Origin of the sequence: Rhodoferax sp., assembly GCF_010365055.1 — a bacterium.
Classification (GTDB): domain Bacteria; phylum Pseudomonadota; class Gammaproteobacteria; order Burkholderiales; family Burkholderiaceae_C; genus Rhodoferax.
Map to the genome: position 1 here is coordinate 1 of NZ_JAAFHA010000059.1, position 24,563 is coordinate 24,563.

Genomic DNA, 24,563 nt, shown 5'->3' on the forward strand with positions numbered 1-24,563 from the left:
CCACCTTCAAAGACACGGCCAAATGTGGCTGTTAGCTCCCTTTCCGCCCCGGCGGGGGTGGAGAGGGTTGGGGTGAGGGGGGGGATACAACGCAAAAGAAATAAGAACGCAGTTGATAGCCAAGTTGACAAGTCAAGCCCTGTTAGCCATGGCGCTCAATCAGAACTACAAAAAACTGAGCATACAAGGCATATAGCACGCGGGCTAGAGGTCAAAAACATTCAGAAAAATGCAGTTTCGCCGCCAGCAGGCTCACCCTCACCCAACCGGAGCCGCAGCCCATGAAGCTCGCCATCATCGGCGCCGGCTGGGCCGGCTTGGCCGCTGCAGTGACAGCCACCCAGGCCGGTCACCAAGTCAGCATTTTTGAAGCCGCTCACGCCGTCGGCGGACGGGCCAGGGCCGTCAACAGCACCTTGCCCGACGGCAGCCCCGTCACGCTGGACAACGGCCAGCACATCCTGATCGGCGCCTACACCGAGACGCTGCGCCTCATGCGCCTGGTCGGGGTCGACCCATCAACCGCCCTGCTGCAATTTCCCATGACCCTGCTGTTCCCTGACGGCCGGGGCGTGCGCTTCCCGTCCTGGCCGACGCCGCTGGACGCCTTGGCCGGCATCGTGCGCGCCCGTGGCTGGAGCATCCGCGACAAATGGTCCTTGCTGCGCGTGGCCACGGGGTGGCAACTGGCGCGCTTCCAGTGCGACGCCCACAGCAGCGTCGCCCAACTCTGTCAGGCGTTAAGCCCGCGCGTGATGGCTGAACTGATTGAGCCGCTGTGCGTCTCGGCCCTCAACACCCCGGCGGATCGGGCCAGTGCCCGGGTGTTTCTGCGCATCATGCAGGACGCCTTGTTTGGCGTGCAGGGGGGATCAAAGCTGCTGCTGCCGCGGCTTGATCTCTCCCATCTGTTTCCCGACGCCGCCGCCCACTGGCTCACGCAGCGCGGTGCCCAGCCGCATCTGGGCGCGCGGGTCGATGCGGTTCAGCCCCAAGGCGCACAGTGGCGGCTGCACGGCGGGTCACTGCCAAGCGCCTTGTTTGACGCGGTTATTTTCGCGACTTCAGCATCAGAATCGGCCCGGGCCCTGGCCAGTACAGCGAAAGAAGCTCCTGATTCAATAGCTGCCGAAATCCGGTGCTGGACCCAGACCTGCCAGAGCCTGCAGTTCGAAGCCATCGCTACCGTCTATGCATGGGGCGCTGGCGCCAAGCTGCCCGAGCCGATGCTGACCCTGCGCAGCAGCACCAGCGCCCCGGCCCAGTTTGTGTTCGACCGCGGCCAGTTGGGGGCCCCCCGCGGTCTGCTGGCCTTTGTGATCAGCGCCAGTAAGAGCGAGCGCGTCACCCTGCAGGCGCAAGTGCTAGAGCAGGCGCAACAGCAACTCGGCCTGCAGTTGCAGGTGGTGCAAACCATCGTGGAAAAACGCGCCACCTTTGCCTGCACACCGGCGCTGCAGCGCCCTGCCCTGCGCATCGCCCCCGGACTGTTCGCCTGCGGCGACTATGTGGCCGGCCCCTACCCGGCCACGCTGGAAGGCGCCGTGCGCAGTGGCATGGCAGCGGTGGCCGCGGCGCTGGCCTGATCGAGCCGACCTTTATGATGTGTCAGGCATCACCCTCCCAAACGCCAGCCCCATGAAACGCCCTCTGAAAATTGTCGCCCTGTTGCTGACCGTGCTCATCGCCGCAGCGGGCGGGCTCGCCGCCTGGTACCTGCACAGCAAGCAGCCGCAGCGCGCGGGCGCCGTGGCCATGGCGAACCTGATCGCCCCGGTCAGCGTGCGCTATGACGAGCGCGGCGTGCCGCACATCTGGGCCGAAAACGAAGCCGACCTGTACCGCACCCTGGGTTTTGTCCATGCGCAGGACCGCCTGTTTCAAATGGAGATGGTGCGCCGCCTGGCGCAAGGTGAGTTGGCCGAGGTGTTCGGGCCCAAGCTGGTGGACACCGACCGCCTGTTTCGCACCCTGGGCATCCGTGCCCACGCGCAGGAAGCTGCCGCCAAAATGGACCTGCAAAGCCCCGCCAGCAAGGCCTTGCTGGCCTACCTGGACGGCATCAACCAGTTCCAGGCCACGCACCCGGCCCCGCTGGAGTTTGACCTGCTGAAAATCCCCAAGCGGCCCTTTACCCCAGAGGACACGCTGGCCGTGTCGGGCTATCTGGCTTACAGCTTTGCCGCTGCGTTTCGCACCGAACCGGCCCTGTCCTTCGTGCGCGACAAACTCGGCGAGCGCTATTTGACGGTCTTTGACCTCGACTGGAACCCGCAAGGCGTGATCAGCCCCGGCGCGCCCGCCAGCTTGAGCGCGGCCTTGGGTCCCGGCGACTGGCAGACATTGGGCCAACTGGCGCAACTCAGCGGGCAGGCGCTGGCACTGGCCGGCGTGCCGCCCTTCGAGGGCAGCAATGCCTGGGCGGTGTCTGGCAGCCGCACCGCCAGCGGCAAACCCCTGCTGGCAGGCGACCCGCACATCGGCTACTCGGCGCCCTCGGTCTGGTACGAGGCCCATCTCGCCATGCCCGGTTTCGAGCTCTATGGCCACCATCAGGCCCTCACCCCAAGCGCGCTGCTGGGCCACAACTCGCAATTTGGCTGGAGCCTGACCATGTTCCAGAACGATGATCTCGATCTGATCGCCGAGAAAGTCAACCCGGAAAATCCGAACCAGGTCTGGTACCAGGGCCGCTGGGTCTTTCTGCAAAGCCGCGTTGAGACCATTCTGGTCAAGGGCGGCGAGCCGGTAAAACTAACCTTGCGCCGCTCACCACACGGCCCGATCATTACCGACGCCTTCAAGGACAGTCTGGGCAAGACGCCGGTCGCCATGTGGTGGGCGTTTCTGGAAACCGAGAACCCGATTCTTGACGCCTTTTATGAGCTCAACCGCGCCAACACACTGGAGAAAGCACGCAGCGCGGCCAGCCAGATCCACGCACCCGGCCTGAACGTGGTGTGGGCCAGCGCCAGCGGCGACATCGGCTGGTGGGCGGCGGCCCAGCTGCCGATCCGCCCCGAGGGCGTCAACCCCAGCTTTATCCTGGATGGCAGCACCGCGGCGGCGGACAAATTGGGTTTTTACCGCTTCAGCGACAACCCGCAAGAAGAAAACCCGCCGCGCGGCTACATCGTGTCGGCCAACCACCAGCCCAAACCCAAGAGCGGGGTTCCGGTGGCGGGCTATTACAACCTGGCCGACCGCGCCCAGCGACTCGATGAGTCGCTGGGCGACGACAGCGTGCGCTGGGACAGCAAGACCAGCCAGACCCTGCAACTCGACACCCGAACCGGCTACGCGCCGCGCGTGTTGGCGCCCTTGCTGCCCATTTTTAATTCCTTCATCACGGTGCCGGTCGAGCGGGCCATGCTGGAGAGCCTGGCCGGCTGGGACGGCAGCTACGAACTCGGCAGCATCACGCCCACCGTTTTCAACCAGTTGCTCTATGAACTCACGCGCGCAGCCTTCGCCGACGAGATGGGCGAGGTGCAGTTCAACAACTTGCTCAACACGCGCGCGCTCGACACGGCCCTGCCCCGGCTGGTTGAAGATGCCAATTCCCCCTGGTGGGACAACATCAGCACGCCCGTGCGAGAAGCGCGCGCTGATACCGTCAAACTGGCCTGGCGCGCCACCATCGAGCACCTGCAAAAGACGCTGGGCAAAGAAGCCACCGACTGGGGCTGGGGCAATGCCCACACCTTGACGCACGGCCACCCGCTGGCGGACCAGAAACCGCTGAACTGGCTGTTCAACGTGGGGCCTTTCCCGGCGCCGGGTGGGCATGAGGTGCCCAACAACCTGTCGAGCCCGCTGGGCCCGGCGCCGTGGGCCGTGAGCTACGGTCCGTCAACCCGGCGCGTCATCGACTTTGCCTCGCCCGGCCAAGCCGTCGGCATCAACCCGGTGGGCCAAAGTGGCGTGCTCTTTGATGCGCATTACCACGACCAGGCGCTGATCTTCATTGCCGGGGGCTACCTGTCGCAGCACTTGAGCGAAGCGGATGTCGCCGCCCATACCCACAGCACGCTGACGCTCAGTCCGGCACCAGCCCTGCCATCGCCACCGGCCAATTGAGACTTTGGAATGACGCCCTGGCGATGTCAGGAGGTCAACGCTTACCGCGACTTCGCCTTGGCTTCGCTATAGCCCGCATACAGTTGCGCATAGACGGGACCGGGCTTGCCCGAGCCGACTGGCTGACCGTCCAGCAGGGTCACCGGCAGCACCTCTTTGGTGGCAGACGACAGCAGCACTTCGTCGGCGTTTTTGACTTCTTCACGGCTCAGGCGGCGCAGCTCAAACGGGATGCCGCGGGCGCGGCAGATGTCTTCAATCAAGCCGTAACGAATGCCCTCGAGCACCAGATGGTCCTTGGGCGTGCCCAGCACCTTGCCGTCTTTGACAACCCAGACGTTGCTGGCCGCCGCTTCGCTTAAAAAACCATCGCGGAACATGATGGTCTCGACCGCGCCGGCGTCATAACTGATCTGGCGCGCCAGCACCGCGCCCAGCAGGCTGGTGCTCTTGATGTGGGCTTTTTCCCAGCGGAAGTCATCGGCCGTCACGCAGGCCACGCCCTGGCTGCGCTGCGCCTCGCTCGGCAGCTTCATCGTGTTGATCATGACGAACACGGTGGGCGTGATGTCGGTCGGCATGACATGGTCGCGCAGGGCGACACCGCGGGTGATCTGAATGTAGATCAGTTGATCGATGTTCTCAGCGCTAGCCCCCGTGGAATGGGCGTGAGAAGCTATTAATTTATGGGCAATTTCCGCCCATTGAGCCGGCGTCAAAGGGTTGGCAATGCGCACCTCTTTCAGGCTGCGGTCGAGCCGGGCCATGTGCTTGTCAAAGCGGAACAGCTGGCCGCCATACACCGGCACCACCTCATAGATACCGTCGCCAAAGATGAAGCCGCGATCCATGACGCTGATCTTGGCGTTGGGGAGTTCGGTGAACTCGCCATTGAGGTAACAAGGCAGGGGGGGTAATGTGTTCATGTTTGGATTATCCATGGGGTGGTGTTGTCAACAAAAGAAATTCAGGCTGGACATGAAACAAATGTTTCACTATTATCAAACTTGATTAATTGTTTCATTACGTTATTTTGCCTTACCGCCAACTCAGCCACTTGCTCGACAGCCACTTTGACCGCCTGAGCCCTGAACTGCAGCGTGCCGCCCGCTGGGTGCAGGCGCATCCGGCCGAGTTGGGCCTGCAGTCGATGCGTCAATCGGCGCAGGCGGCGAGTGTGTCGCCCGCCACCATGACGCGCCTGAGCCGGGCTTTGGGGCTGGACAGCTTCGAGGCGATGCGCCGGCCATCGATGCTGGCGTTTGCCGAGTCGGTGGGGCGCACCGCCGCGCGCGCCAGCGCCTCCGACCACGACCTGGCCCCGGCGCCCCTTGACCATTTGGCGCAGGCGCAAGTGGACAACCTGAACTCGGTGCGTACGCGCAACACCGCGCAACAGTTGCAGGCGGCGGCCCAATCCATTTTGGATGCGCGCGAGCTGCTGTTCCTGGGCTTGCGTGCCAGCTTCGGCATTGCCTACCACCTGCACTACACCTGCGACTGGCTGCGCGCCAACACCCGGCTGGCTACGGATGTGGGCGGTGCCTCGGCCGACCAGGTCTTGGCGCTGGGGCCGGGCGACCTGCTGGTGGTGGTAAGCCAGGCACCCTACACGCGCCAGATTGTGCAGGCCGCGCAGCAGGCCCGCGCCCGCAGCGTGCACGTGCTGGCACTCACCGACGGCAATTTGTCGCCCCTGGCGCGGCTGGCCCAGCAGTCCTTGTTTTTTGACACCGCGTCGCCCGCCTTCTTTCACTCCATGACCGGCGCGCTGGCCCTGGCTGAAACGCTGATCGCCTGTGTCGCCGAGCAAGGCGGCGCGCCCGTGGTGCAGCGCCTGGCCCAGCGCCAGCACGCCCTGCAGGCGGCCCACGCCTACTGGGAAAAAAAGCCGACGGCGCAGGTATGACAACCGCGTCTTTCTCTTCACCCCTTCTTGACTGAGACCCTCATGAACACACCCGCCTCAACCCCATTCAACCCCGACACCACCCACGTGTTTCACCGCCAGTTGCACCACAACTTGCCGGTTGCGGTGTCAGGCCAGGGCATCACCCTGCTGGACGCCAGCGGCAACACTTACCTGGACGCCTGCGGTGGCGCCGCGGTGTCTTGCCTGGGCCACGGCCACCCGGAGGTGGTGGCGGCCATGCATGCGCAGATCGACCGGCTGGCCTATGCCCACACCAGCTTCTTCACCACCGACGTGGCGGAGGAACTGGCCGACCTGCTGATCGAATCGGCTCCAAGCGGCATGAGCCACGTCTACTTTGTCAGCGGCGGCTCGGAGGCGGTGGAAGCGGCGCTCAAGATGGCGCGCCAGTATTTCGTCGAGATCGGCCAGCCGCAGCGCCGCCATTTTGTGGCCCGGCGCCAGAGCTACCACGGCAACACCCTGGGTGCTCTGGCGGTCGGTGGCAATGAATGGCGCCGGGCCCAGTTTCAGCCCTTGCTGATGGATGTCGCCCATGTGGCACCTTGCTACGAGTACCGCGACCGGTCGCCCGACGAGACGCCCGAAGCCTACGGCCAGCGCCTGGTGAATGAGTTGGCGCAGACCTGTGAGCGGCTCGGGCCGGAAAACGTGCTGGCTTTTGTGGCGGAAACGGTGGGTGGCGCCACCGCGGGCGTCCTGCCACCCGTGCCGGGCTATTTCAAGGCCATTCGTGAGCTGTGTGACCGCCACGGCATTCTGCTGATCCTGGACGAAGTCATGTGCGGCATGGGCCGCACCGGCACGCTGCATGCTTGTGAGCAGGAGGGCGTGGTGCCGGATCTGCTTACCATTGCCAAAGGGCTGGGTGGTGGCTACCAGCCGATCGGGGCGGTACTGGCTCAGAAAAAAATAGTCGACGTGTTCAGCAAAGGCAGCGGCTTGTTCCAGCACGGCCACACCTACCTGGGCCACGCCGTCGCCTGCGCGGCTGCGCTGGCGGTGCAGCGGGTGATCCAGCGCGACGGCCTGGTCGCGCAGGTGCAGGCACGCGGCCGTACGCTGCAGGGTCTGCTGCAACAGGCCTTTGCCGCGCACCCCCATGTCGGCGATATACGCGGACGGGGTTTGTTCTGGGGCTTGGAACTGGTGACCGATCGGTCCAGCAAACAGTGGTTCGAGCCAAAACTCAAGCTGCACGCCCGCGTCAAACGCGAGGCGATGGCGCTGGGTCTGATGGTGTACCCGATGGGTGGGACGGTCGATGGTCGTTGCGGCGACCATATCCTGCTGGCGCCGGCCTTTATAACCAGCGAGGACGAATTGACAAAAATCGTATCTCTGCTTGGCCGGGCGCTGAACACCGCGATTGCATCTTGTCATCATTGAATGCAGAATTTCTGCATAAGAGAAATGAATGTGGCATGAGCGTTTGGCAGCGCATGGTAAATTGCGGCGTGCCCACCCAGAGGACGGGGTTATCCTCTCCAAAGGAGAAAAGTGTTTTAAAAGATGCGCTTTAATAATTAACGGCGTCCGACGAAGTTTCCCCAAGGCATGAGCCTGTTTAATCCGACCTACAAAGGAGTCAACTTGAAAACCTTCCTGAAATCTTCCACCTCCGGCCTCACCCTGGTGGCCGCCGCCCTGGCCCTGTCTGCCCCGCTGAGCGTGGCTCAGGCGCAACAAAAGTTCATGACCATCGGCACCGGTGGTGTCACCGGTGTGTATTACGCTGCTGGCGGTGCCATTTGCCGCTTGGTCAACAAAGACCGGAGCAAGCACGGTTTTCGTTGCTCGGTGGAGTCCACCGGCGGTTCGGTGGTGAACATCAACACCATCAAGGCCGGCGAGCTTGATTTTGGGGTGGCCCAGTCAGACGTTCAATACAACGCCGTCCACGGGACCAAACAATTTGAAAAAGACGGCAAGCACAGTGACTTGCGCGCCGTGTTTTCAATTCACCCCGAGCCCTTCACCGCGCTGTCGCGCAAAGAAGCCAACATTGCCAAATTCGAAGACTTCAAGGGCAAGCGCATGAACGTGGGCAACCCCGGCTCTGGCAGCCGCGCGGCCATGGACGAGCTGCTGGTTGCCATGGGCTGGAAAACCACTGACTTTGGCCTGGCTGCCGAACTCAAGGCCGATGAGCACGGTGCGGCCTTGTGCGACAACAAGATTGACGGCTTTTTCTATGGTGTGGGCCACCCGTCTGCCAATATTCAGGACCCCATCACCACCTGCGGTGCCAAGCTGGTACCTTTGACAGGCCCCGCCGTTGACAAGCTGGTCAAAGCCAACAGTTACTACGCCAAGGTGAACATTCCCGGCGGTCTGTACGCAGGTCACCCTAACCCCACACCGACCTATGGGGTGCTGGCATCGTTTGTGGCATCGGCCAAAGTGTCTGATGACGCGGTTTACACCTTGACCAAGGCGGTGTTTGAAAACTTTGAAGAGTTCAAGAAACTGCATCCGGCGTTTGGCGCACTTGATCCCAAAAGCATGATCAAAGACGGCTTGTCAGCCCCCTTGCACCCCGGTGCAGTGAAGTACTACAAGGAAAAAGGCTGGATGTAATCCAGACCCGTTGAAGTCGCACTGACTCAAACCCCAAAAAGCTCTGACCTGTCAGGGCTTTTTTGTTAAACAAAACCCCTGCAAGAGCTCAGCATGAAATCAACCCCTGCACCCGGCGCGGCGCCCGAGATCGACGTCAACAAGTTCGTCGCCGACAACGACACCGGCGCACGCACACCCGGCCCGTTGATGAAAAGGTTCTTGCTGTATATCGCCTTGGCCTGGTCGCTGTTTCAGTTGTGGATTGCCTCGCCCTTGCCCTTCAGCCTGGGCGTGCTGGTTTTCAACGACACCGAAACCCGCGCCATCCATTTGTCGTTTGCCGTGTTTTTGTCCTTCATGTCGTACCCTGCCTTCAAGCGCTCACCCAGCGCCCATGTGCCGGTGACGGACTGGATTTTTGCGATTGTGGGCACGTTCTGTGCGTCCTATTTGTTTATTTTTTACCGCGAACTGGCCACACGCCCGGGTCAACCCACGCCGATGGACGTCTACACCGCGCTCGTCGGTATCGTCCTGTTGCTGGAGGCCACACGCCGGGTGCTGGGCTTGCCGATGGTGATCGTGGCACTCGTCTTCTTGGGCTACACCTTTGGCGGGCCCTACATGCCCGACATGATTGCCCACCGCGGCTTCTCGCTGAACCGCGCCATGAGCCACCAGTGGCTCACCACCGAGGGCGTCTTTGGCGTGGCGCTGGGCGTTTCCAGCAGTTTCATATTTTTATTCGTGTTGTTTGGCTCGCTGCTGGACAAGGCCGGCGCGGGCAACTATTTCATCAAATCGGCCTTTGCCCTGCTCGGCCACATGCGCGGCGGCCCGGCCAAAGCGGCGGTGCTGTCGTCGGCGGCCACGGGCATCATTTCCGGCTCGTCGATCGCCAACGTGGTGACCACGGGCACCTTCACCATTCCGCTGATGAAGCGTGTGGGCTACCGCCCGGATCAGGCTGCGGCGGTCGAGGTATCAAGCTCGGTCAACGGGCAGCTGATGCCGCCGGTGATGGGTGCGGCGGCCTTTCTGATGGTGGAGTATGTGGGCATTCCCTACATCGAGGTCATGAAGCACGCTTTCCTGCCGGCCATCATCTCCTACATCGCCTTGCTCTACATCGTCCACCTGGAGGCACTCAAGGCGAACATGGTCGGCCTGCCACGGCGCAACATCGGCTCGGCCGGCTCACGCTGGCTGTCAATGGGACTGACGTTGGCTGGTTTTGTCGTGCTGTCGGGTGTGGTGTACTGGGGCATTGGCTGGATCAAGACGGTCATGGGCGACGCCGCCGTCTGGCCCGTGGGCGCAGGCTTGCTGGCCGCTTATGTGGGCTTGCTGTGGTTTGGCGCCAAGCAGCCCGAACTGGAGCTAGACGACCCCGAAGCGCCGGTATTCGAGCTGCCCGAGACCGGTCCTACCGTCAAATCCGGCCTGCATTATCTGCTGGCCGTGGTGGTGCTGATCTGGTGCCTGATGGTCGAGCAGATGTCGCCCGGCCTGTCGGCCTTCTGGGCCACCATGTTCATGATCTTCGTCATGCTGACGCAAAAGCCCATCATCGCCGCCTTCCGTGGGCATGGCGGGCTGGGGCAGGCGGCCAAGCTGGGCTTTGCCGACCTGATCGACGGCCTGTCCACCGGTGCGCGCAACATGATCGGCATTGGCGTGGCCACAGCCGCAGCGGGCATCATTGTGGGGACCGTGTCGCTGACCGGCATCGGGCTCGTCATGACCGAACTGGTCGAACTGTTGTCGGGCGGCAACCTGATGCTGATGTTGGTGCTGGTGGCGGTCATCAGTCTGATTCTGGGCATGGGGCTGCCCACCACGGCCAACTACATCGTGGTCTCCACGCTGATGGCGCCGGTGGTGGTGGAACTGGGCGCGCAGAGCGGCCTGATCGTGCCACTGATCGCGGTGCACCTCTTTGTCTTCTACTTTGGCCTGATGGCCGACGTGACGCCGCCGGTCGGGCTCGCGTCATTCGCCGCGGCGGCCATTGCGCGTTGCGACCCCATCAAGGCTGGCATCACCGCGTTTTTCTACAGCATGCGCACCGCCGTTCTGCCCTTTTTGTTCATTTTCAACACCCAGTTGCTGCTGATCGGGCTGGACGGGCCGCTGCACCTGATCTTGACCGTGGTGAGCGCCACGGTGGCGATGCTGGTGTTTGCTGCGGCAACGCAAGGTCACTTTTTGGTGAAGTCGCGCTGGTACGAGAGCGTGGCCCTGCTGCTGGTCACCTTCACGCTGTTTCGCCCCGGCTACTGGTTGGACATGGTCTACCCGCCTTTCAACGAAGTGCCGGCGTCGCAAATCAGCCGGCTGGTCGAGGAAGCGCCCGCCAATGCCGGCAAGCGCGTCTGGATTGAGGGCACCAACCTGGATGGCAAGGACATTCGCAAGGGCGTGTTATTGCCGCTAGGCCCCAAAGGCACGTTCCGTGAACGTTTCGCCAGCGCCGGCGTGAACGTGATGGCGCAAGGCAACGACCTGTTGATTACCCAGGTGCGCTTTGGCAGCCGGGCCGAAAAATTGGGCATGGAGCAGGGCTTTCGCATCGTCTCGGCTGAGATACCGGCGGATCGGCCAAGCAAGGAGTGGCTGTTCGTGCCCGCCCTGGCGCTGTTGCTGCTGGTCATTGCCCTGCAACGCGGGCGCGCGGGGCGGCTCAAAACCCCGCAGGGTGGCCAGGCCAGCGCATGACCCGGGTTGCCCTGATTCATGCCCTGGCGCACTCGGTGGCGCCGATCAACGAGGAAATGCTGCGCGCGTGGCCCGACTGTGAGCGCATGAACCTGCTCGACGACAGCCTGTCAGCCGACCTGGCGCGCAGCGGCCGCGGGCTTGATGCGGCCATACACCAGCGCATTGAAGCGCTGGCGGCTTATGCCGAAGGCACAGGCGCGCAAGCCATCTTGTTCACCTGCTCTGCCTTTGGGCCATGTATCGAGGCGGTGGCGGCAAGGCGCCCTCACATGCCCGTGCTCAAACCCAACGAGGCGATGGTGGCCGAGACTGTGACGACGGGCGGGCGCATTGGCCTGATCGCGTCATTTGCCCCGACGCTGGCCTCCATGCCCGCTGAATTCCCCCCTGATGTCGACCTGGTGACCTGCCTGGCTGCAGGTGCTTTGGAGGCGCTCAACCACGGCGATCTTGACAGGCACGATGCGCTGGTGGTGGAGGCCGCGCTGCACTTGCAGCAGCAGGGCTGCGACGTGATTGCGCTGGCCCAGTTCAGCATGGCGCGCGCGCAAGCGGCCGTGCAGCGGGCGCTTGATCTGCCCGTTCTGACGACGCCCGCCAGTGCGGTGCGCCTGCTGCGCCAGCTCCTGGGCGCCTGACCAAGGGCTTGGACTAAGGCGCGCGGGAAGAACTGCGCGAAAATGCGCCGATGTCTTTCCTCAAACTCTCCCCCTTCGCCCCCGAGCCCCCGTTCAGCCACGGCCAGGCGCCCCGCACCGCGGTGCTGTACTGCAACCTCGGCACCCCCGACAGCCCCAGCACCGGCGATGTCCGGCGATTTTTAAGCGAGTTTTTGAGCGACCCGCGCGTGGTCGAGATCCCGCGCCTTTTGTGGCTGCTGATCCTGCACGGCATCATCCTTCGGGTGCGCCCCGCCAAGTCTGCCGCCAAGTACGCCAGCGTCTGGCTGCCCGAGGGCTCGCCGCTCAAGGTCTGGACCGAAAAGCAGGCCAAGCTGCTTGCGGGCTGGCTGGGCCAGCGCGGCCACCAGGTGCAAGTGCGTTACGCCATGCGCTATGGCAGCACCTCGATTGCCTCGCAACTCGATGCGCTCAAGGCCGCGGGCGCGACGCGCGTGCTGATTTTGCCGGCCTACCCGCAATACTCCGCCACCACGACGGCCAGCCTGTTTGATGCGGTCTATGCCTGGGCCGGCCAGGTGCGCAGCCTGCCCGAGTTCAGATTCATCAACCATTACCACGACGACCCCCGCTACATTGCCGCGCTGGCGATGAGCATCCAGCGCTACTGGAAGAGTCACGGCCGCCCGGACCAGCTGGTGATGAGTTTCCACGGCGTGCCCGAGCGCACCCTGCACCTGGGCGACCCCTACCACTGCGAGTGCCGCAAGACCGCGCGCCTGCTGGCCGAACAACTGGGCCTGCGGCCCGAGCAGTTCAAGGTCACTTTTCAGTCGCGCCTGGGCCGCGCCAAATGGCTGGAGCCCTACACCGAGCCGAGCCTGATCGCCATGGGCCAAGCGGGCGTCAAGCGGGTCGATGTAGTGTGCCCGGCCTTCACCAGTGATTGCCTGGAGACACTGGAAGAAATCAACATGGAAGGCCGTGCCGCCTTCCTGCAGGCGGGTGGCAAGGAATTTCATTTCATCCCCTGCCTCAACGACGACCCCGAGTGGATCACCGCGCTGTGTGACATCACGCAGCAGCACCTGGCCGGCTGGCCGACGCAGGCCGCGCCCGATCCGGCGCGCTTGGCCGCCTCACGGGCTGCAGCGCTGGCGCTGGGTGCCAAGCAGTAGAGCAACAGGCGCATCCGACGCCGGACGGGTGTCGGGCTGGGTCTGAAATGCTATTTTATTAGGAGCAATATAGGCTTATTCCACGCGGGCTACGAGCCAATCTAATACAAATTATTGGTAAATGAGAGGCGCAGTCCAGCCCCTGAATCAAGCACCCTAGGGCGTGAGCAACTGCGCCAGTTCATTGACGCTCGTCAGATGGATGCCCCCTGCTTTGGCAAAACGCTTCGCGCTGTCGCTCACTGGGGCCAGGCTGATGAAGGTGCTGGCGCTGGCGCCCAGCGCCGCTTGGGCCGCTGCCAGCTCCTGCAGCGGCTGCACGCCGGTGTTGGCCGCCTTCCAGCGCTTACAGCTGACCAGCGTGATGCGATCGCCCTTGACCAGCTGAAAATCCGCCCCCGGCTGCTGGAGCCGCGTGACGACAAAACCCTGTCGCTGAAATGCCGCCTCGATCAGCGCAGAAAAGGCGTGCCACGACATCACGGCCGCTTGCCCGAGCACCTCCGCCACGCGCGCCGGGTTGGGGGCATTGCGCTGGCGCCAGGCGGCCACCAGCGCGATGCCCAGAAACGGCAGCGCGCCCATCATGCCAAACGGCACATAGGCCGCAGGCAACAGGGCACCGGAGGCCAGCACAATCACGGCCACCACCAGCAGGCTGAGCCACCACGGGGAGCGCAGCAAGACCGCATACAGCGAGTTTTCGGACATCTTGAATTTCATCGGATTTCCAGTCGGTTCCTGTCAGTTCCATGCGTTTTCCGTCTGATTGACGGCAGCGCCGCCCACCACGCGCCCGCCCTCAACGCAGACGCAGCACCTGGTCGAAGTCGCCTTTGCGAATCTCGACCAGCGCCTCCAGCGCCTTCACCATGGCAGAGAAACTGGCGTAGCCATGGTCCTTGGTGTCGAACGTCGGGTCCAGCCGCTTGATCATGTGCCAGATCGACGCCTTGTTGACCCAGGCATCCCCCTGGGTCTCGGCCAGCAGGCGAATGGCGCGCTTGAAGATCTCGGCGGCAGCATTCACGGGCACCGACGGCGCGCTTGGTACTGGCACATCCGGCGCCGATCCCTCAGGGGCCAACGGCGCTTCCACCAGGTTTTCGTAGTAACGGAACTCATGGCAGCTCTTGGCCCAATGCCGGTTGGTCGACTTGCGCGCGCCCACGCCGATCAGCGTGCGCCCGGCGGCCTTGATTTTTTGCGACACCGGCATGAAATCGCTGTCGCCGCCCACAATCACGATGGTGCCGATATGGCCAAAGCGGCTGATGTCTTCCACCGCATCCAGGCAGAGCTTGATGTCGGCGCCGTTTTTGGCCGACGCACCGGGTGAAAACAATTGAATCAATTCCACCGCGCCCTGCAGCAGGGCGTCGCGGTAGCGGCCAAAATACTGCCAGTTGCAGTAAGCCCGGTTGATCGCAATCGGGCCAAAAGAGGCCGCCAGTTCCACAATCGCCTGCACATCCACCAGCGGCTCCTGCGCCTTGAACCGGCCATCGGGCTTGTTATAAGCGCCCTCACCGAAGCGCTCCTCGCACAAGCTGGCGTGCAGGTTCTCAAAGTCCCAATAAAGCGCGACCGACTTGTTTTCTTCTCTGTCACTTCTGCTCAAGGTATTTTCCTGGTGATGGCGGTTGCCGCAATGCTAACCGGCACCCCATCTTGAAAACCGCCTTATCAGGGCTCGATGGCGTTTTGACGCATCAATTCTTCCGCCTGAGCGACTTCGTCGTCCGTCGGGTGGTCCACCATGACTGGCACATGGGCCTGCGTCAGGGTCTTGAGCGCGACGCTGCCCAAAAAAGCGCGGGACAAGCCGCCCCGCCCGTGCGAACCCATGAAGATCATGTTGCAGCGCTCGCGCTGGGCGACCTCCACGATGGCTTGTGCCGTATTGCTATTGAATTCAATGCGCGTCTGCACGGGCACGCCCTGCTCGGTGCCCGCATCGGCTACCAAGCCCAGATACCTTTGCGCGATGGCGCGGCATTGCGTCTCGTAATCCGCCTCCGACGGGTACTCAAACGGAATGCCCCCCACATACACCGGGTACTGGTAAACGGGTATCGAGCTGAAGGCAACAAGACGGGCCTGCAGGCGTTTCGCAAACTCCACAGCCTTGAGTGCCGCCGCCATGGAAAGCGCCGAACCATCGATCGCAACCAGAATGGACTCAAATTTGGAACTGTCCCTCTGCAACGGCACAACGTTGCTGGATGCCATGATGGCTAATGCTCAAATTTGCGCAGCGCTTCGAGCGAGAGGATTTTCACTTCACGCCGTTCCACCGCGATGATGCCCAGATGATCCAGGGCCGAGAAGGCACGGCTCACCGTCTCCAGCGTGACGTTCAGGTGGTTGCCGATGTCGCGCCGCGTCATCGGCAAGGTGAACCGATTGGGCGAGTAGCCCATGGTGTTGAAGCGTTCTGACTGAATCCGTAAAAACCGCGCCACGCGAGCTTCCGACTTGGTTGAATGGTAGGACGCATAGGCCGACTGCTCCTGAACAATCTCCCGGCTGATGGCCCAATAGGCCATGCGTTCAATGTCGTTGCAACTGCGCCCGGGTGTAAACAGCTCACTGGAGGGAATCTTGATCAGATCGCAGTCGGTCAAGGCCGTCACCTCACTGAGGTACTTGTTCTTGCAGACGCCGTCAAAGCCGAGCAGATCACCCTTCATGGGGAAAGCCAGCACATGCTCGGCGCCGTCCACATGCGTCATGGATGTCTTGAGCGCGCCCAGGCGAACCACATAAAGTCCTTCAAACGGCTGACCCATGCACAGGGCCGTCTGGCCGGCCTTCAGACGCCGGCGCCTGAACAAGGTCGTGTCACTGAACCCCTGCAAATTGCCGTCAAAACGCAAGAGGCTCAGCACTTCAGGGAAGTCCGACCAGCGTTCGTCGCTCTCGAGCTTGAGTGCAGGTTGGTTGAATGACTGGTTCCAGCGCGCCGCGCTCGGGAGTGTTTGAACGTTCATCATGTCAAGTTATCCTCTTGCCGGAGGCCGCGCCCGGTGGGCGTCTAAGCCAATCCCTGAGGCAAATGTAAGCGTCGCCTTACGCCTCGTCTGTAGGGAGATATCGACGCCTTGCGCAGGCAGCGGTGGACAGCAAAGGCAACAGAGCAACCGGATTGACGGCTGTTTTTTCGCTGCTTTTATCGCCCATCCGTGACGCGGCGGCGGCGGCTGGCTGACTCGTCGGCATCAATCAGTTTGTGACGCACTGCCAGCCGTACCAGGCTTGGGACGTCCCGCACACCAAGCTTGGCCATCAGGCGGCTGCGGTAGGTCGCAACCGTCTTGGGTGACAAGTGCAGTTGAACGCCAATTTGGGAGCTGGAGGCGCCCTTGACCACCATGATGATGATCTGCTGTTCACGCGGTGACAGCGTGCTTAATGGATCTTCGTCCTTGAGCGTGAACACCTGGAGCGCGAGGTCGGCCACTTCGGCACCCAGATGCTTCTTGCCGCTCGCCGCAGCGTCGATGGCGCTCATCAGATCGCTGGCCGCTGAGCCTTTGAGCACATAGGCGTTGGCCCCCATGCGCAGGGCCTCTGCCACTTGGCGCGGCTGCGAGGACATGGTCAACACCACGCAGCGGGTCGGCAGGTGCCGTCGCTGCATCTCGGCCAGCAACTCCAGGCCCGAGCGGTCCCCCAGGTTGAGGTCCAGCAGCAGCACGTCCGGGCGCAGGCGCAGCAGGTCGGCCAGCGCTTCGGTCGGGTCGGCCGACTCGCCCAGCACTTTGTGGCCCTTAGCCTCGAGCAGGGCGCGCAAGCCTTCACGCATGATCTGGTGGTCATCGACTAGGTAAATACGGGTCATGAGGCGCACCATGGCGAAGCAGGGCCCGGTTGCCAGCTGAAACGCACGCGCGCCCCCTGGCCTTCTGCCGCGCCCACCGTGACCGTCGCGCCGATCGCCTGCGCCCGCTCGTGCATGCCGAACACCCCCAGGTGGCCAATCGGCGCAGTCGCGCCGACCTCAATGCCAACCCCGTTATCCAACACCTGCAAGTGCAAGGACATGGCCGTGCCTTCCAGACGCACCGCTATGGTGGACGCGTTCGCGTGGCGCAAGGCGTTTTCCAAGGCCTCCCGGGCCACCATGAAGGCGGCATATTCGACCTCGCTCGGCCAACGCATCGGCTCAGTTTCGGGCGGCACGTCAATGGAGAAATCGATCTCGGGGTGGGTCAGTGAACGGTTGCGCAACTCATTGTCCAGCGCGGCGATGAGCCCTTGGTCCTCCAGCAAGGGCGGGCGCAAATCAACCAGCACCTGCCTGACCTGGTGGATCGACTGGCCAATGAGTTTGCCCAGTTGCGCCTGTTGCCGCTGAACGGCCGCGGGCGTCTCTTTGGGCTGCAGAGCCTGAATGGTTTCATGCGCCATGCGAACAGCGGCCAGGGTCTGCCCGAGTTGGTCGTGCAGCGCCTTGGCCAGCTGCTTGACCAGCGTTTTCTCCTGCGTCATGAGCCGCTGCGTCAGCTCCGAGAGCTGCGCGCGCGACTGCTGAAATTGGGCTTCGGAACGGGCACGCTCGGTGACATCGCGCAGGCAGGCAATCAGCCGCCGCTCATGTTGGACGTGCACCTGGGAGAGCGTGCCTTCCAGGTCCAGCTCCTGGCCATCAGCGCGCAAGCCCTTCACAATCCCCATGCCCATCATGTGGCTGGTCGCCCCGGATTCGGCAAATGAGTGCAGTTGCTGCGGATGCGCCAGCCGATAGCGCTCGGGCAGCAGCAGCGCCATGTTTTGCCCCAGCATTTGCTCGCGGCTGTAGCCGAAGATGCGCTCAGCGCCGGGGTTGAACACCTTGATCTCACCGTCAACCGTGATGCTGATGATGGCGTCGGTGGTCGAGTCAAGCACCGCGGACAGCGTCTGATGCTCCTCGCGCACCTGCTGCTCGGAACTCCGCTGCGCCGTCAGGTCGCGCACCAGCGCCAGGCGCGCCTGGATGCCGTCGAGCTCGACGTACTCGGTCACCACCTCGACGTCAATCAGCTCGCCATTGGCGAGCCGGTGCTGCCACAGCTTCTGGTTGACGGGTGCGCCGGGCGCCAGTTGCAAATGCTGCTGCGCTTGCGCCGCCTGGCCGGGCGGGTGCAGATCGAGTACGCTCAAGCCGACAAACGCCTGCTTGCTGTACCCGTACTGCGCCAGGGCGGCATCGTTGACTGCCAGCATGCGCAGTGTTTGCACGTCATAAACCCACATCGGCAGCGGATTGTTCTCAAACAGCAGCCGATAGCCGATATCGAGCCTGCGAGCGGTGTCTTCAGAAAGAGGCGTTTCCATGCGCGGCTTCAGTCAGGGCAGATGTGATGGACGACGATCATGATTTTTTCAAGGTCATAGCCAGGCGAGTTACTGAAACGGACACGAAAAATTTACAAAGTATTACATGGACGAGCGTATAGCTTAAACGACCCGGCCAGCAACGCGGGCATTACCTCAAACGCGCTTGCGACTTATCAAATCACCAACCCGTGCCCTGACTAACCTTGATTTGTTGCAATCCTTCCGGCTGATGCCAGAGCGAGCGCGACGCACACACGCGTGTGCAACCCTCTATTGAAAGGAACCATCATGGCCAGCTTACGCTTGTTTGAACCTGCCCTCACCGACCCTTTTGACACCATGCTGCGGCGCTTCGTGGCACCGATGCGCACCGACAGAACGCTGGACGATCTGGACATCCGCGTCGATGTGGTCGAGAAGGAGGGCATGTACAAGGTCCGCGCCGACCTGCCCGGCGTAAAAAAAGAAGATATCAACGTGCGCATCGACGGCAACCTGGTGCAAATTGACGCCGAAACCAAGGGTGAAAAAGAATTCAAGGGCGAGGGCGGCAAAGTGCTGCGCAGCGAGCGCTACTACGGCTCCGTCTCCCGCTCCTTCACGCTGGCGCAAGACGTGGACGAAAGCAAGGCCATCGCCAAGTACGAAGACGGCGTGTTGTCCCTGGATCTGCCCAAAAAGGCGACCACGGAAGCCAAGAAACTGACAGTCCAATAGAAGAATAAGGGACAGACCACGTTTTCTCGTGGCCTGCTCCCTTTCAGGTGCTTTTTTCCACTGATTGCCCCGCGTCGTTCATCTTCTGGCGCTGACGCCAGAACGTCGATTCTTGGGTGTTAAATCGGCCCCGACAGTCGATAACGGCAAGGCTGATCTGCTACGCTCAGCCCGATGCCTGCTCGACCCGCCACCCCTGCCGTTGCCGCCATGCCGCCCGGCTTGGTCATTTTGCTGCTCTCTTTGCTGCTGGGGCTGCAGCCCATCACCACCGATCTGTACCTGCCCGCCCTGCCAGCACTCACGGTCGGTTTTGGCGCGCCCATGGCGCAGGCGCAGCTCACGCTGAGCGCCTTGCTACTGGCGTTTGGTCTGTCGCAACTGGTGTGGGGGCCACTGTCGGACCGCTTTGGTCGGCGCCCGATTCTGCTGCTGGGCATGGCAGCCTATGTGCTGGCGTCGATTGCCAGCACGCTCGCTCCCAGCATGGACATGCTGATTGTCTGGCGCACGGTGCAAGGCGCCGCCATGGGCGCGGGCGTGATGTGCGCGCGCGCCATCGTGCGTGACCTGTACACGCCGATGCAGGGTGCGCACGTGATGTCCAAGGGCTTGAGTGGCCTGGGCGTCATCGCCTGCCTGAGTGCACCACTGGGCGGCTTGCTGGCAGGCTGGTTCAGCTGGCGCGTGGCGCTGCTGGCACTCGCGGTTTTCGGTGCCGTCTGCCTGGCACTGATTGCCTGGCGTTTTACCGAGACTCTGGCGCAAAAAAACCTGAAAGCATTGCGCCCCGCCGCATTGGCGCGTACCTGGCTGGCGATTGTGCGCAACCCGACCTTTGTGGCGTTCTCCGCGCTGTCTGCGGCATCGTACGGCGGCTTGTTCACGTTTTTGGCGGCGTCCTCCTTCGTCTTTATCCAGGTGCTGGGCTGGCGCACCAGCGCCTACGGACTGCTGATGTTCAGCAATTCGCTGGCGTATCTGCTGGGCACTTTTTTGTGCCGCTACTGGCTGGTGCGTTTTGGCGTGCGCCGCGCCGTGGCGCTGGCAGGTGGCCTGTCGCTGAGCGGGGGCAGCCTGATGGGCGCCATGGCGCTGGCTGGGCTGCACAACGGTTGGGCCATCATGCTGCCGCAGTACCTGTTCATGCTCGGCCATGGGGTGCACCAGCCGTGCAGTCAGAGCGGCGCCGTCGGGCCGTTCCCGCAGGCGGCCGGTGCGACCTCCGCCTTGAACGGATTCTTGATGATGATCGCCGCTTTTGTCATGGGCGGCTGGCTTGGGGGCCACATGGATGGCACGGTGATGCCGCTGGCGCTGGGCGTCTGGTTCTGGAGCGTATTGATCGCGCTGGCGGCGTGGACGCTGGTGCAACGACAAGGCCAACATGATGAACACTGAGCGCCCGGCCCGCCCGCCAAGCCACCTGGCCATTGCGGGCCCCACCGCGTCCGGCAAGACCGCTGCGGCGCTGGCGATTGCGCGCGTGCATGAGGTGGAGATCATCAGCGTCGACTCGGCGCTGGTGTACCGCGGCATGGACATCGGCACGGCCAAGCCCAGCGCCGACGAGCTGGCGGCTGTGCCGCACCACCTGATCAACATCCGCGACCCGCTGCAGGCCTACAGCGCCGCCGAGTTTGTGGCCGACGCCCAGGCCCTGATCGCCGACATCACGGCGCGCGGCAAACTGCCGCTCTTGGTGGGCGGCACCATGCTGTACTTCAAGGCGCTGCTGGAAGGCCTGGACCCGATGCCCAAAGCCGACCCGGCCACGCGCGCCGAGATTGCGCTGCAAGCAGCCGAACAAGGCTGGCCCGCGCTGCACGCCGCGCTGGCCGAGGTGGACCCGGTGACCGCCAAGCGACTGCACCCGGCGGACTCACAACGGATTGCTCGGGCCTTGGAGGTTTACCGGCTGTCGGGGCAACCGCTGTCGTCCTTCCATACTACCAAATTGGCAGCTACTCACGAAGATACGACGGGGGCTATAGCCTTAAATGATATAAATTATCTGGCGAATGAGCGCTTGCTGATTTCACTCGAACCGCAAGACCGGGCCTGGCTGCACCAACGCATTGCCGAGCGCTTTGACGCCATGCTGGCGGCCGGCTTTGTGGACGAGGTGCACACCCTGCGCGCGCGCGGCGACCTGCAGGCTGATTTGCCCGCCATGCGCTGCGTCGGTTACCGGCAAGCGTGGCAGGCGCTCGATGGTCTGTGGCCGATGAGCGAGCTGCGCGACCGGGGCATCTGCGCCACGCGCCAGCTCGCCAAGCGCCAGATCACCTGGCTGCGCTCCATGCCAGAGCGCCGCGTGGTGGCGTGTGACGCGCCCGATGCGCTCGATCAGGTGCTGGCGCTGGCGCGCGACTTTGTGAATGCCAGCAACAAGCGGCAAGGTCAACCATGAGTCTGGTGGTCTCCAATTTAAGCAAGCATTACGGTGCGGTGCCGGTGTTTGCCAAGGTGTCTTTGACCGTGCCCGACGGCGAGTTTGTGGCGATCGTGGGGGAGTCTGGCGTTGGCAAGTCGACCCTGCTCAACTGTCTGGCCGGGCTGGACCAGTGGGACAGCGGCTCAGTCGTTCTCGATGGCCTTGACCTGGGGCAGCTGGACGACGACCAACTGGCGCGCCTGCGGCGTGAAAAAATCGGTTTTGTGTTCCAGGCGTTTCACGTGCTGCCGCACCTGGATGTGGCGCAAAACGTGGCGCTGCCCTTGATGCTGCTGGGCCAGCACGACGATGCCCGGGTGCAGGCCATGCTGGCGGCGGTGGGCTTGGGGGGCCTGGGCGAGCGCCTGCCGCAGCAACTCAGTGGCGGCCAGTTGCAGCGCGTGGCCATTGCCCGCGCGCTGGTGCATGCTCCGAAGCTGCTGCTGGCCGACGAGCCCACCGGCAACCTGGACCCCAGCACGGCCGCCAAGGTGATGGACGCCCTGATCGAACAGGCCCACCAACAACACGCCTCGCTGGTGCTGGTCACCCATTCGCAGGCCGCCGCCACGCGGGCCGACCGGGTGCTGCGGCTGAGCGCAGAGGGTCTGGTGCGCCTGTAGCGGCGAGCAGCCTCCTTTTTTGAAATGACAGCCATGCCTGAACTCTGCAATCCTTTCACCCTGCGCGTCTATTGGGAGGACACCGACGCGGGCGGCGTCGTGTTTTATGCCAATTACCTCAAGTACTTCGAGCGTGCCCGCACCGAGTGGCTGCGCGCCATGGGGGTGGAACAAAGCACCTTGCAGGCGCAAACCGGCGCCATCTTTGTCGTCGCTGATGTGCAATTGCGTTACCTGGCGTCGGCCAAACTGGACGACCTGATCCAGGTGACGGTCAAGGTGGTGGCGCAGGGGCAGGCGTCAATGCAACTGGAGCAACAAGCCTGGCGCGGTGACACGCTGCTGGCGCAAGGACGCATTCGCGTGGGCTGCGTGCAGGCGGCCAGTCTGCGCCCCCGGCGCATGCCAGAGCAGGTGCTGATGGCCTTGGCCTCTCGGGCTTAGCGCCACCAGCGGTCGCACGCTGATTCGAGCCCCGCCCCTTCTAAGTTACATTCTTTCGAAGCTGGCGTTCGCGCTGGCCCTCGCTGTCGATGGTGGCCACCAGCAGCCCCAGTTCTTGCGCCAGCACGTCGAGCACATCGTCGAGCGTGACGACCCCGATCAGTTCGTCCTGGCCGCCCACCACCGGAATGCGCCGCACGCCCTTGCGGCGCATGGTGTGCATCAGGTCAATCAACGAGTCGTCCTCGCGCGCGGTGACCAGATCCGTGCTCATCACGTCTTCCACCCCCAGCGTGGCAGGATCAAGCTCAGACGCAATGACCGCCGTGACGATATCGCGGTCGGTCAGCACACCCACCACAATGCGCTTGCCCCCAACCTCGTCCACCACGACCAGGCAGCCGACATGGTTCTCCCGCATCAAGCGGGCCGCGCCCGGCAAGGTCGTGGTCCTGAAAGCAATGGTCACGTTGCGGGTGCAAATCTCGCCAGTGGTTAAACGTTCCCCCATTTTTTTTCTCCCTGTATTGCTGCGTGTGACAAATTCGTTGCTGGCCATGGCGTCCATCCGCTGCGACTGATTCTGCAAGCTGACCAAGCCCGAGCGCTTGAGCGTTGTCAAGAAGCGCACCACAAGGTTGAACCGGCACCGGACCCTAGAATGAATCCAGAAATGCCCGCCATGACACCGGACCTGATAACGCCGGGCTTGGCCCTTCTTAATCCTGACTCTTCCTTTTTTCCCCGTTGCTTGATGTTCGACCTTCTGAAAACCTTCTCCTGGCAGGAGCTGATCCAGCACCCCTGGCGCAATGCCGCCGCCGTAGTGGCGGTGATGCTGGGGGTGGCGCTGGCGTTTTCGGTGCAACTCATCAACGCCTCGGCGCTGGACGAGTTCTCGCAGGCGGTGCGCTCGGTCAACGGCCAGCCCGACCTGGAGTTGCGCAGCGTGCAGGGCAGTTTTGACGAGACGCTGTTTACCCGGGTCTCACGCCACCCCCAGGTCCAGCTCGCCAGCCCGGTGCTGGAGCTGGGCAGCTATGCCCTGGCGCCTGACGGGCGCCGCGCCGCCGTGCGCGTGGTGGGCATCGACGCACTGGTGGTGCCGTTTGTGGCGCCGGACCTGATGCCGCTGCCGTCAAAAGCCACCGACCGGCTGGCGCTGTTTGCCCCCGACACAGTGTTCTTGAATGCCGCGGCGCAAAAGCTCGCGCCGGGGGCACTGTTGCGCCTGCAAAGCGGCCTGCAGATGCACACCGTCACGGTGGCGGGGAAGGTGCGCGCCGGCGGTGCCGCGCTGGCGGTGATGGACATTGGCGCCGCGCAGGAGCTGTTTGGCAAGCAGGGGCAGCTCACGCGGGTCGACCTGAGGCTGCAAGCGGGCGTAGATGCGATCGCCTTTGCGCGCACGCTGCAGGGCGCCCCGGACTGGCCCGCTGGCCTGAGCTTGAGCCCACCCGGCGACGCGCAAACCCAAGCGCAGGACCTGTCGCGCGCCTACCGCGTCAACCTCAGCGTCCTAGCCTTGATTGCGCTGTTCACCGGGGCCTTCCTGGTGTTTTCGGTGTTGTCCTTGAGCGTGGCCAAGCGCGCGCAGCAGTTTGCCTTGCTGGCGGTGCTGGGCCTGAGCGCACGCAAGCGGCTGGCGTTGGTGTTGTGGGAATCACTGGCACTGGGCCTGGTCGGCAGCGCGGCCGGTATTGCCTTGGGCACGGCCCTAGCGGCGCTGGCGCTGCGTCTGCTCGGCGGCGACCTGGGCGGCGGGTTTTTTGCCGGGGTCTCACCCCGTTTGCAATGGAGCGGCTGGGCGGCGCTGGGCTATGGCGCCTTGGGGCTGGTCGCCGCGCTGGTGGGCGGCTGGTGGCCCGCACGGCGGGCGCAGGGCCTGCCGCCGGCGCAAACGCTCAAGGGGCTGGACAGCAC

22 protein-coding genes are annotated in these 24,563 nt (G+C 63.3%); 14 read left to right on the top strand and 8 right to left on the bottom strand.

The window, feature by feature from the left end:
- Positions 1-281: 281 nt before the first annotated feature.
- Positions 282-1,586 (top strand): hydroxysqualene dehydroxylase HpnE, encoded by a 1,305-nt coding sequence (gene hpnE, locus GZ093_RS13430; protein WP_296486681.1) that lies wholly within the window; start codon positions 282-284, stop codon positions 1,584-1,586.
- A 52-nt stretch (positions 1,587-1,638) separates the two neighbouring features.
- Positions 1,639-4,080, top strand: coding sequence for a penicillin acylase family protein (locus GZ093_RS13435; protein ID WP_296486683.1), 2,442 nt, complete (start codon positions 1,639-1,641; stop codon positions 4,078-4,080).
- Between the two features lie 41 nt (positions 4,081-4,121).
- On the opposite strand, the gene GZ093_RS13440 is transcribed toward GZ093_RS13435, so the two are convergent.
- Positions 4,122-5,006 carry a D-amino acid aminotransferase gene (locus GZ093_RS13440; RefSeq protein WP_296486685.1) on the bottom strand — a complete coding sequence of 295 codons (885 nt, stop codon included), beginning with the start codon at positions 5,004-5,006 and terminating at the stop codon, positions 4,122-4,124.
- A gap of 89 nt (positions 5,007-5,095) precedes the next feature.
- Here GZ093_RS13440 and GZ093_RS13445 point away from each other — a divergent pair, with 89 nt between their 5' ends.
- From GZ093_RS13445 to hemH, 6 genes are all read left to right on the top strand, one after another.
- Positions 5,096-5,989 carry a MurR/RpiR family transcriptional regulator gene (locus tag GZ093_RS13445; RefSeq protein WP_296486687.1) on the top strand — a complete coding sequence of 298 codons (894 nt, stop codon included), beginning with the start codon at positions 5,096-5,098 and terminating at the stop codon, positions 5,987-5,989.
- 42 nt (positions 5,990-6,031) lie between these two features.
- Positions 6,032-7,402, top strand: a complete 1,371-nt coding sequence (locus tag GZ093_RS13450) for an aspartate aminotransferase family protein (protein WP_296486689.1) — start codon at positions 6,032-6,034, stop codon at positions 7,400-7,402.
- Between the two features lie 204 nt (positions 7,403-7,606).
- Positions 7,607-8,593 (top strand): TAXI family TRAP transporter solute-binding subunit, encoded by a 987-nt coding sequence (locus GZ093_RS13455; RefSeq protein ID WP_296486691.1) that lies wholly within the window; start codon positions 7,607-7,609, stop codon positions 8,591-8,593.
- 93 nt (positions 8,594-8,686) lie between these two features.
- Positions 8,687-11,293 carry a TRAP transporter permease gene (locus GZ093_RS13460; RefSeq protein ID WP_296486692.1) on the top strand — a complete coding sequence of 869 codons (2,607 nt, stop codon included), beginning with the start codon at positions 8,687-8,689 and terminating at the stop codon, positions 11,291-11,293.
- Positions 11,290-11,934 (top strand): AroM family protein, encoded by a 645-nt coding sequence (locus GZ093_RS13465; protein ID WP_296486694.1) that lies wholly within the window; start codon positions 11,290-11,292, stop codon positions 11,932-11,934. The genes GZ093_RS13460 and GZ093_RS13465 overlap by 4 nt, the downstream gene beginning before the upstream one ends.
- Before the next feature lie 50 nt (positions 11,935-11,984).
- Positions 11,985-13,094, top strand: a complete 1,110-nt coding sequence (gene hemH, locus GZ093_RS13470; RefSeq protein ID WP_296486696.1) for a ferrochelatase — start codon at positions 11,985-11,987, stop codon at positions 13,092-13,094.
- A 156-nt stretch (positions 13,095-13,250) separates the two neighbouring features.
- On the opposite strand, the gene GZ093_RS13475 is transcribed toward hemH, so the two are convergent.
- From GZ093_RS13475 to GZ093_RS13500, 6 genes are all read right to left on the bottom strand, one after another.
- Positions 13,251-13,817, bottom strand: a complete 567-nt coding sequence (locus GZ093_RS13475) for a restriction endonuclease (protein WP_296486698.1) — start codon at positions 13,815-13,817, stop codon at positions 13,251-13,253.
- A 79-nt stretch (positions 13,818-13,896) separates the two neighbouring features.
- Complete coding sequence (locus GZ093_RS13480; RefSeq protein ID WP_296486700.1) at positions 13,897-14,715, bottom strand: NYN domain-containing protein; 819 nt, start codon at positions 14,713-14,715, stop codon at positions 13,897-13,899.
- 65 nt (positions 14,716-14,780) lie between these two features.
- On the bottom strand, positions 14,781-15,326 hold the full coding sequence (locus tag GZ093_RS13485; protein ID WP_296486702.1) for a universal stress protein: 546 nt from the start codon (positions 15,324-15,326) through the stop codon (positions 14,781-14,783).
- 5 nt (positions 15,327-15,331) lie between these two features.
- Positions 15,332-16,090: a Crp/Fnr family transcriptional regulator gene (locus tag GZ093_RS13490; RefSeq protein WP_296486703.1), complete on the bottom strand. Its 759-nt coding sequence runs from the start codon at positions 16,088-16,090 to the stop codon at positions 15,332-15,334.
- A gap of 176 nt (positions 16,091-16,266) precedes the next feature.
- On the bottom strand, positions 16,267-16,938 hold the full coding sequence (locus tag GZ093_RS13495; protein WP_296486705.1) for a response regulator transcription factor: 672 nt from the start codon (positions 16,936-16,938) through the stop codon (positions 16,267-16,269).
- Entirely contained in the window at positions 16,935-18,416 is a 1,482-nt protein-coding gene (locus GZ093_RS13500; protein ID WP_296486707.1) for a PAS domain-containing sensor histidine kinase, read from the bottom strand. Before GZ093_RS13500 ends, GZ093_RS13495 begins: the two co-directional genes overlap by 4 nt.
- A 291-nt stretch (positions 18,417-18,707) precedes the next feature.
- Between GZ093_RS13500 and GZ093_RS13505 the strand changes: the two genes are divergently transcribed.
- From GZ093_RS13505 to ybgC, 5 genes are all read left to right on the top strand, one after another.
- On the top strand, positions 18,708-19,136 hold the full coding sequence (locus GZ093_RS13505; RefSeq protein WP_296486708.1) for an Hsp20/alpha crystallin family protein: 429 nt from the start codon (positions 18,708-18,710) through the stop codon (positions 19,134-19,136).
- A gap of 174 nt (positions 19,137-19,310) precedes the next feature.
- Entirely contained in the window at positions 19,311-20,537 is a 1,227-nt protein-coding gene (locus GZ093_RS13510) for a multidrug effflux MFS transporter (protein ID WP_296486710.1), read from the top strand.
- Positions 20,527-21,549 carry a tRNA (adenosine(37)-N6)-dimethylallyltransferase MiaA gene (gene miaA / locus GZ093_RS13515; protein WP_296486713.1) on the top strand — a complete coding sequence of 341 codons (1,023 nt, stop codon included), beginning with the start codon at positions 20,527-20,529 and terminating at the stop codon, positions 21,547-21,549. Before GZ093_RS13510 ends, miaA begins: the two co-directional genes overlap by 11 nt.
- A complete protein-coding gene (locus GZ093_RS13520; protein WP_296486714.1) occupies positions 21,546-22,196 on the top strand; it encodes an ABC transporter ATP-binding protein in 651 nt (216 codons plus the stop codon). The genes miaA and GZ093_RS13520 overlap by 4 nt, the downstream gene beginning before the upstream one ends.
- Positions 22,197-22,229: 33 nt before the next feature.
- On the top strand, positions 22,230-22,640 hold the full coding sequence (gene ybgC / locus GZ093_RS13525; RefSeq protein WP_296486716.1) for a tol-pal system-associated acyl-CoA thioesterase: 411 nt from the start codon (positions 22,230-22,232) through the stop codon (positions 22,638-22,640).
- Between the two features lie 40 nt (positions 22,641-22,680).
- Here ybgC and GZ093_RS13530 read toward each other — a convergent pair whose 3' ends face one another.
- On the bottom strand, positions 22,681-23,151 hold the full coding sequence (locus GZ093_RS13530; protein ID WP_296486718.1) for a CBS domain-containing protein: 471 nt from the start codon (positions 23,149-23,151) through the stop codon (positions 22,681-22,683).
- A gap of 243 nt (positions 23,152-23,394) precedes the next feature.
- On the opposite strand from GZ093_RS13530, the gene GZ093_RS13535 reads away from it, so the two are divergent.
- A partial coding sequence (locus GZ093_RS13535) for an FtsX-like permease family protein (RefSeq protein ID WP_296486720.1) occupies positions 23,395-24,563 on the top strand: 1,169 nt, incomplete at its 3' end.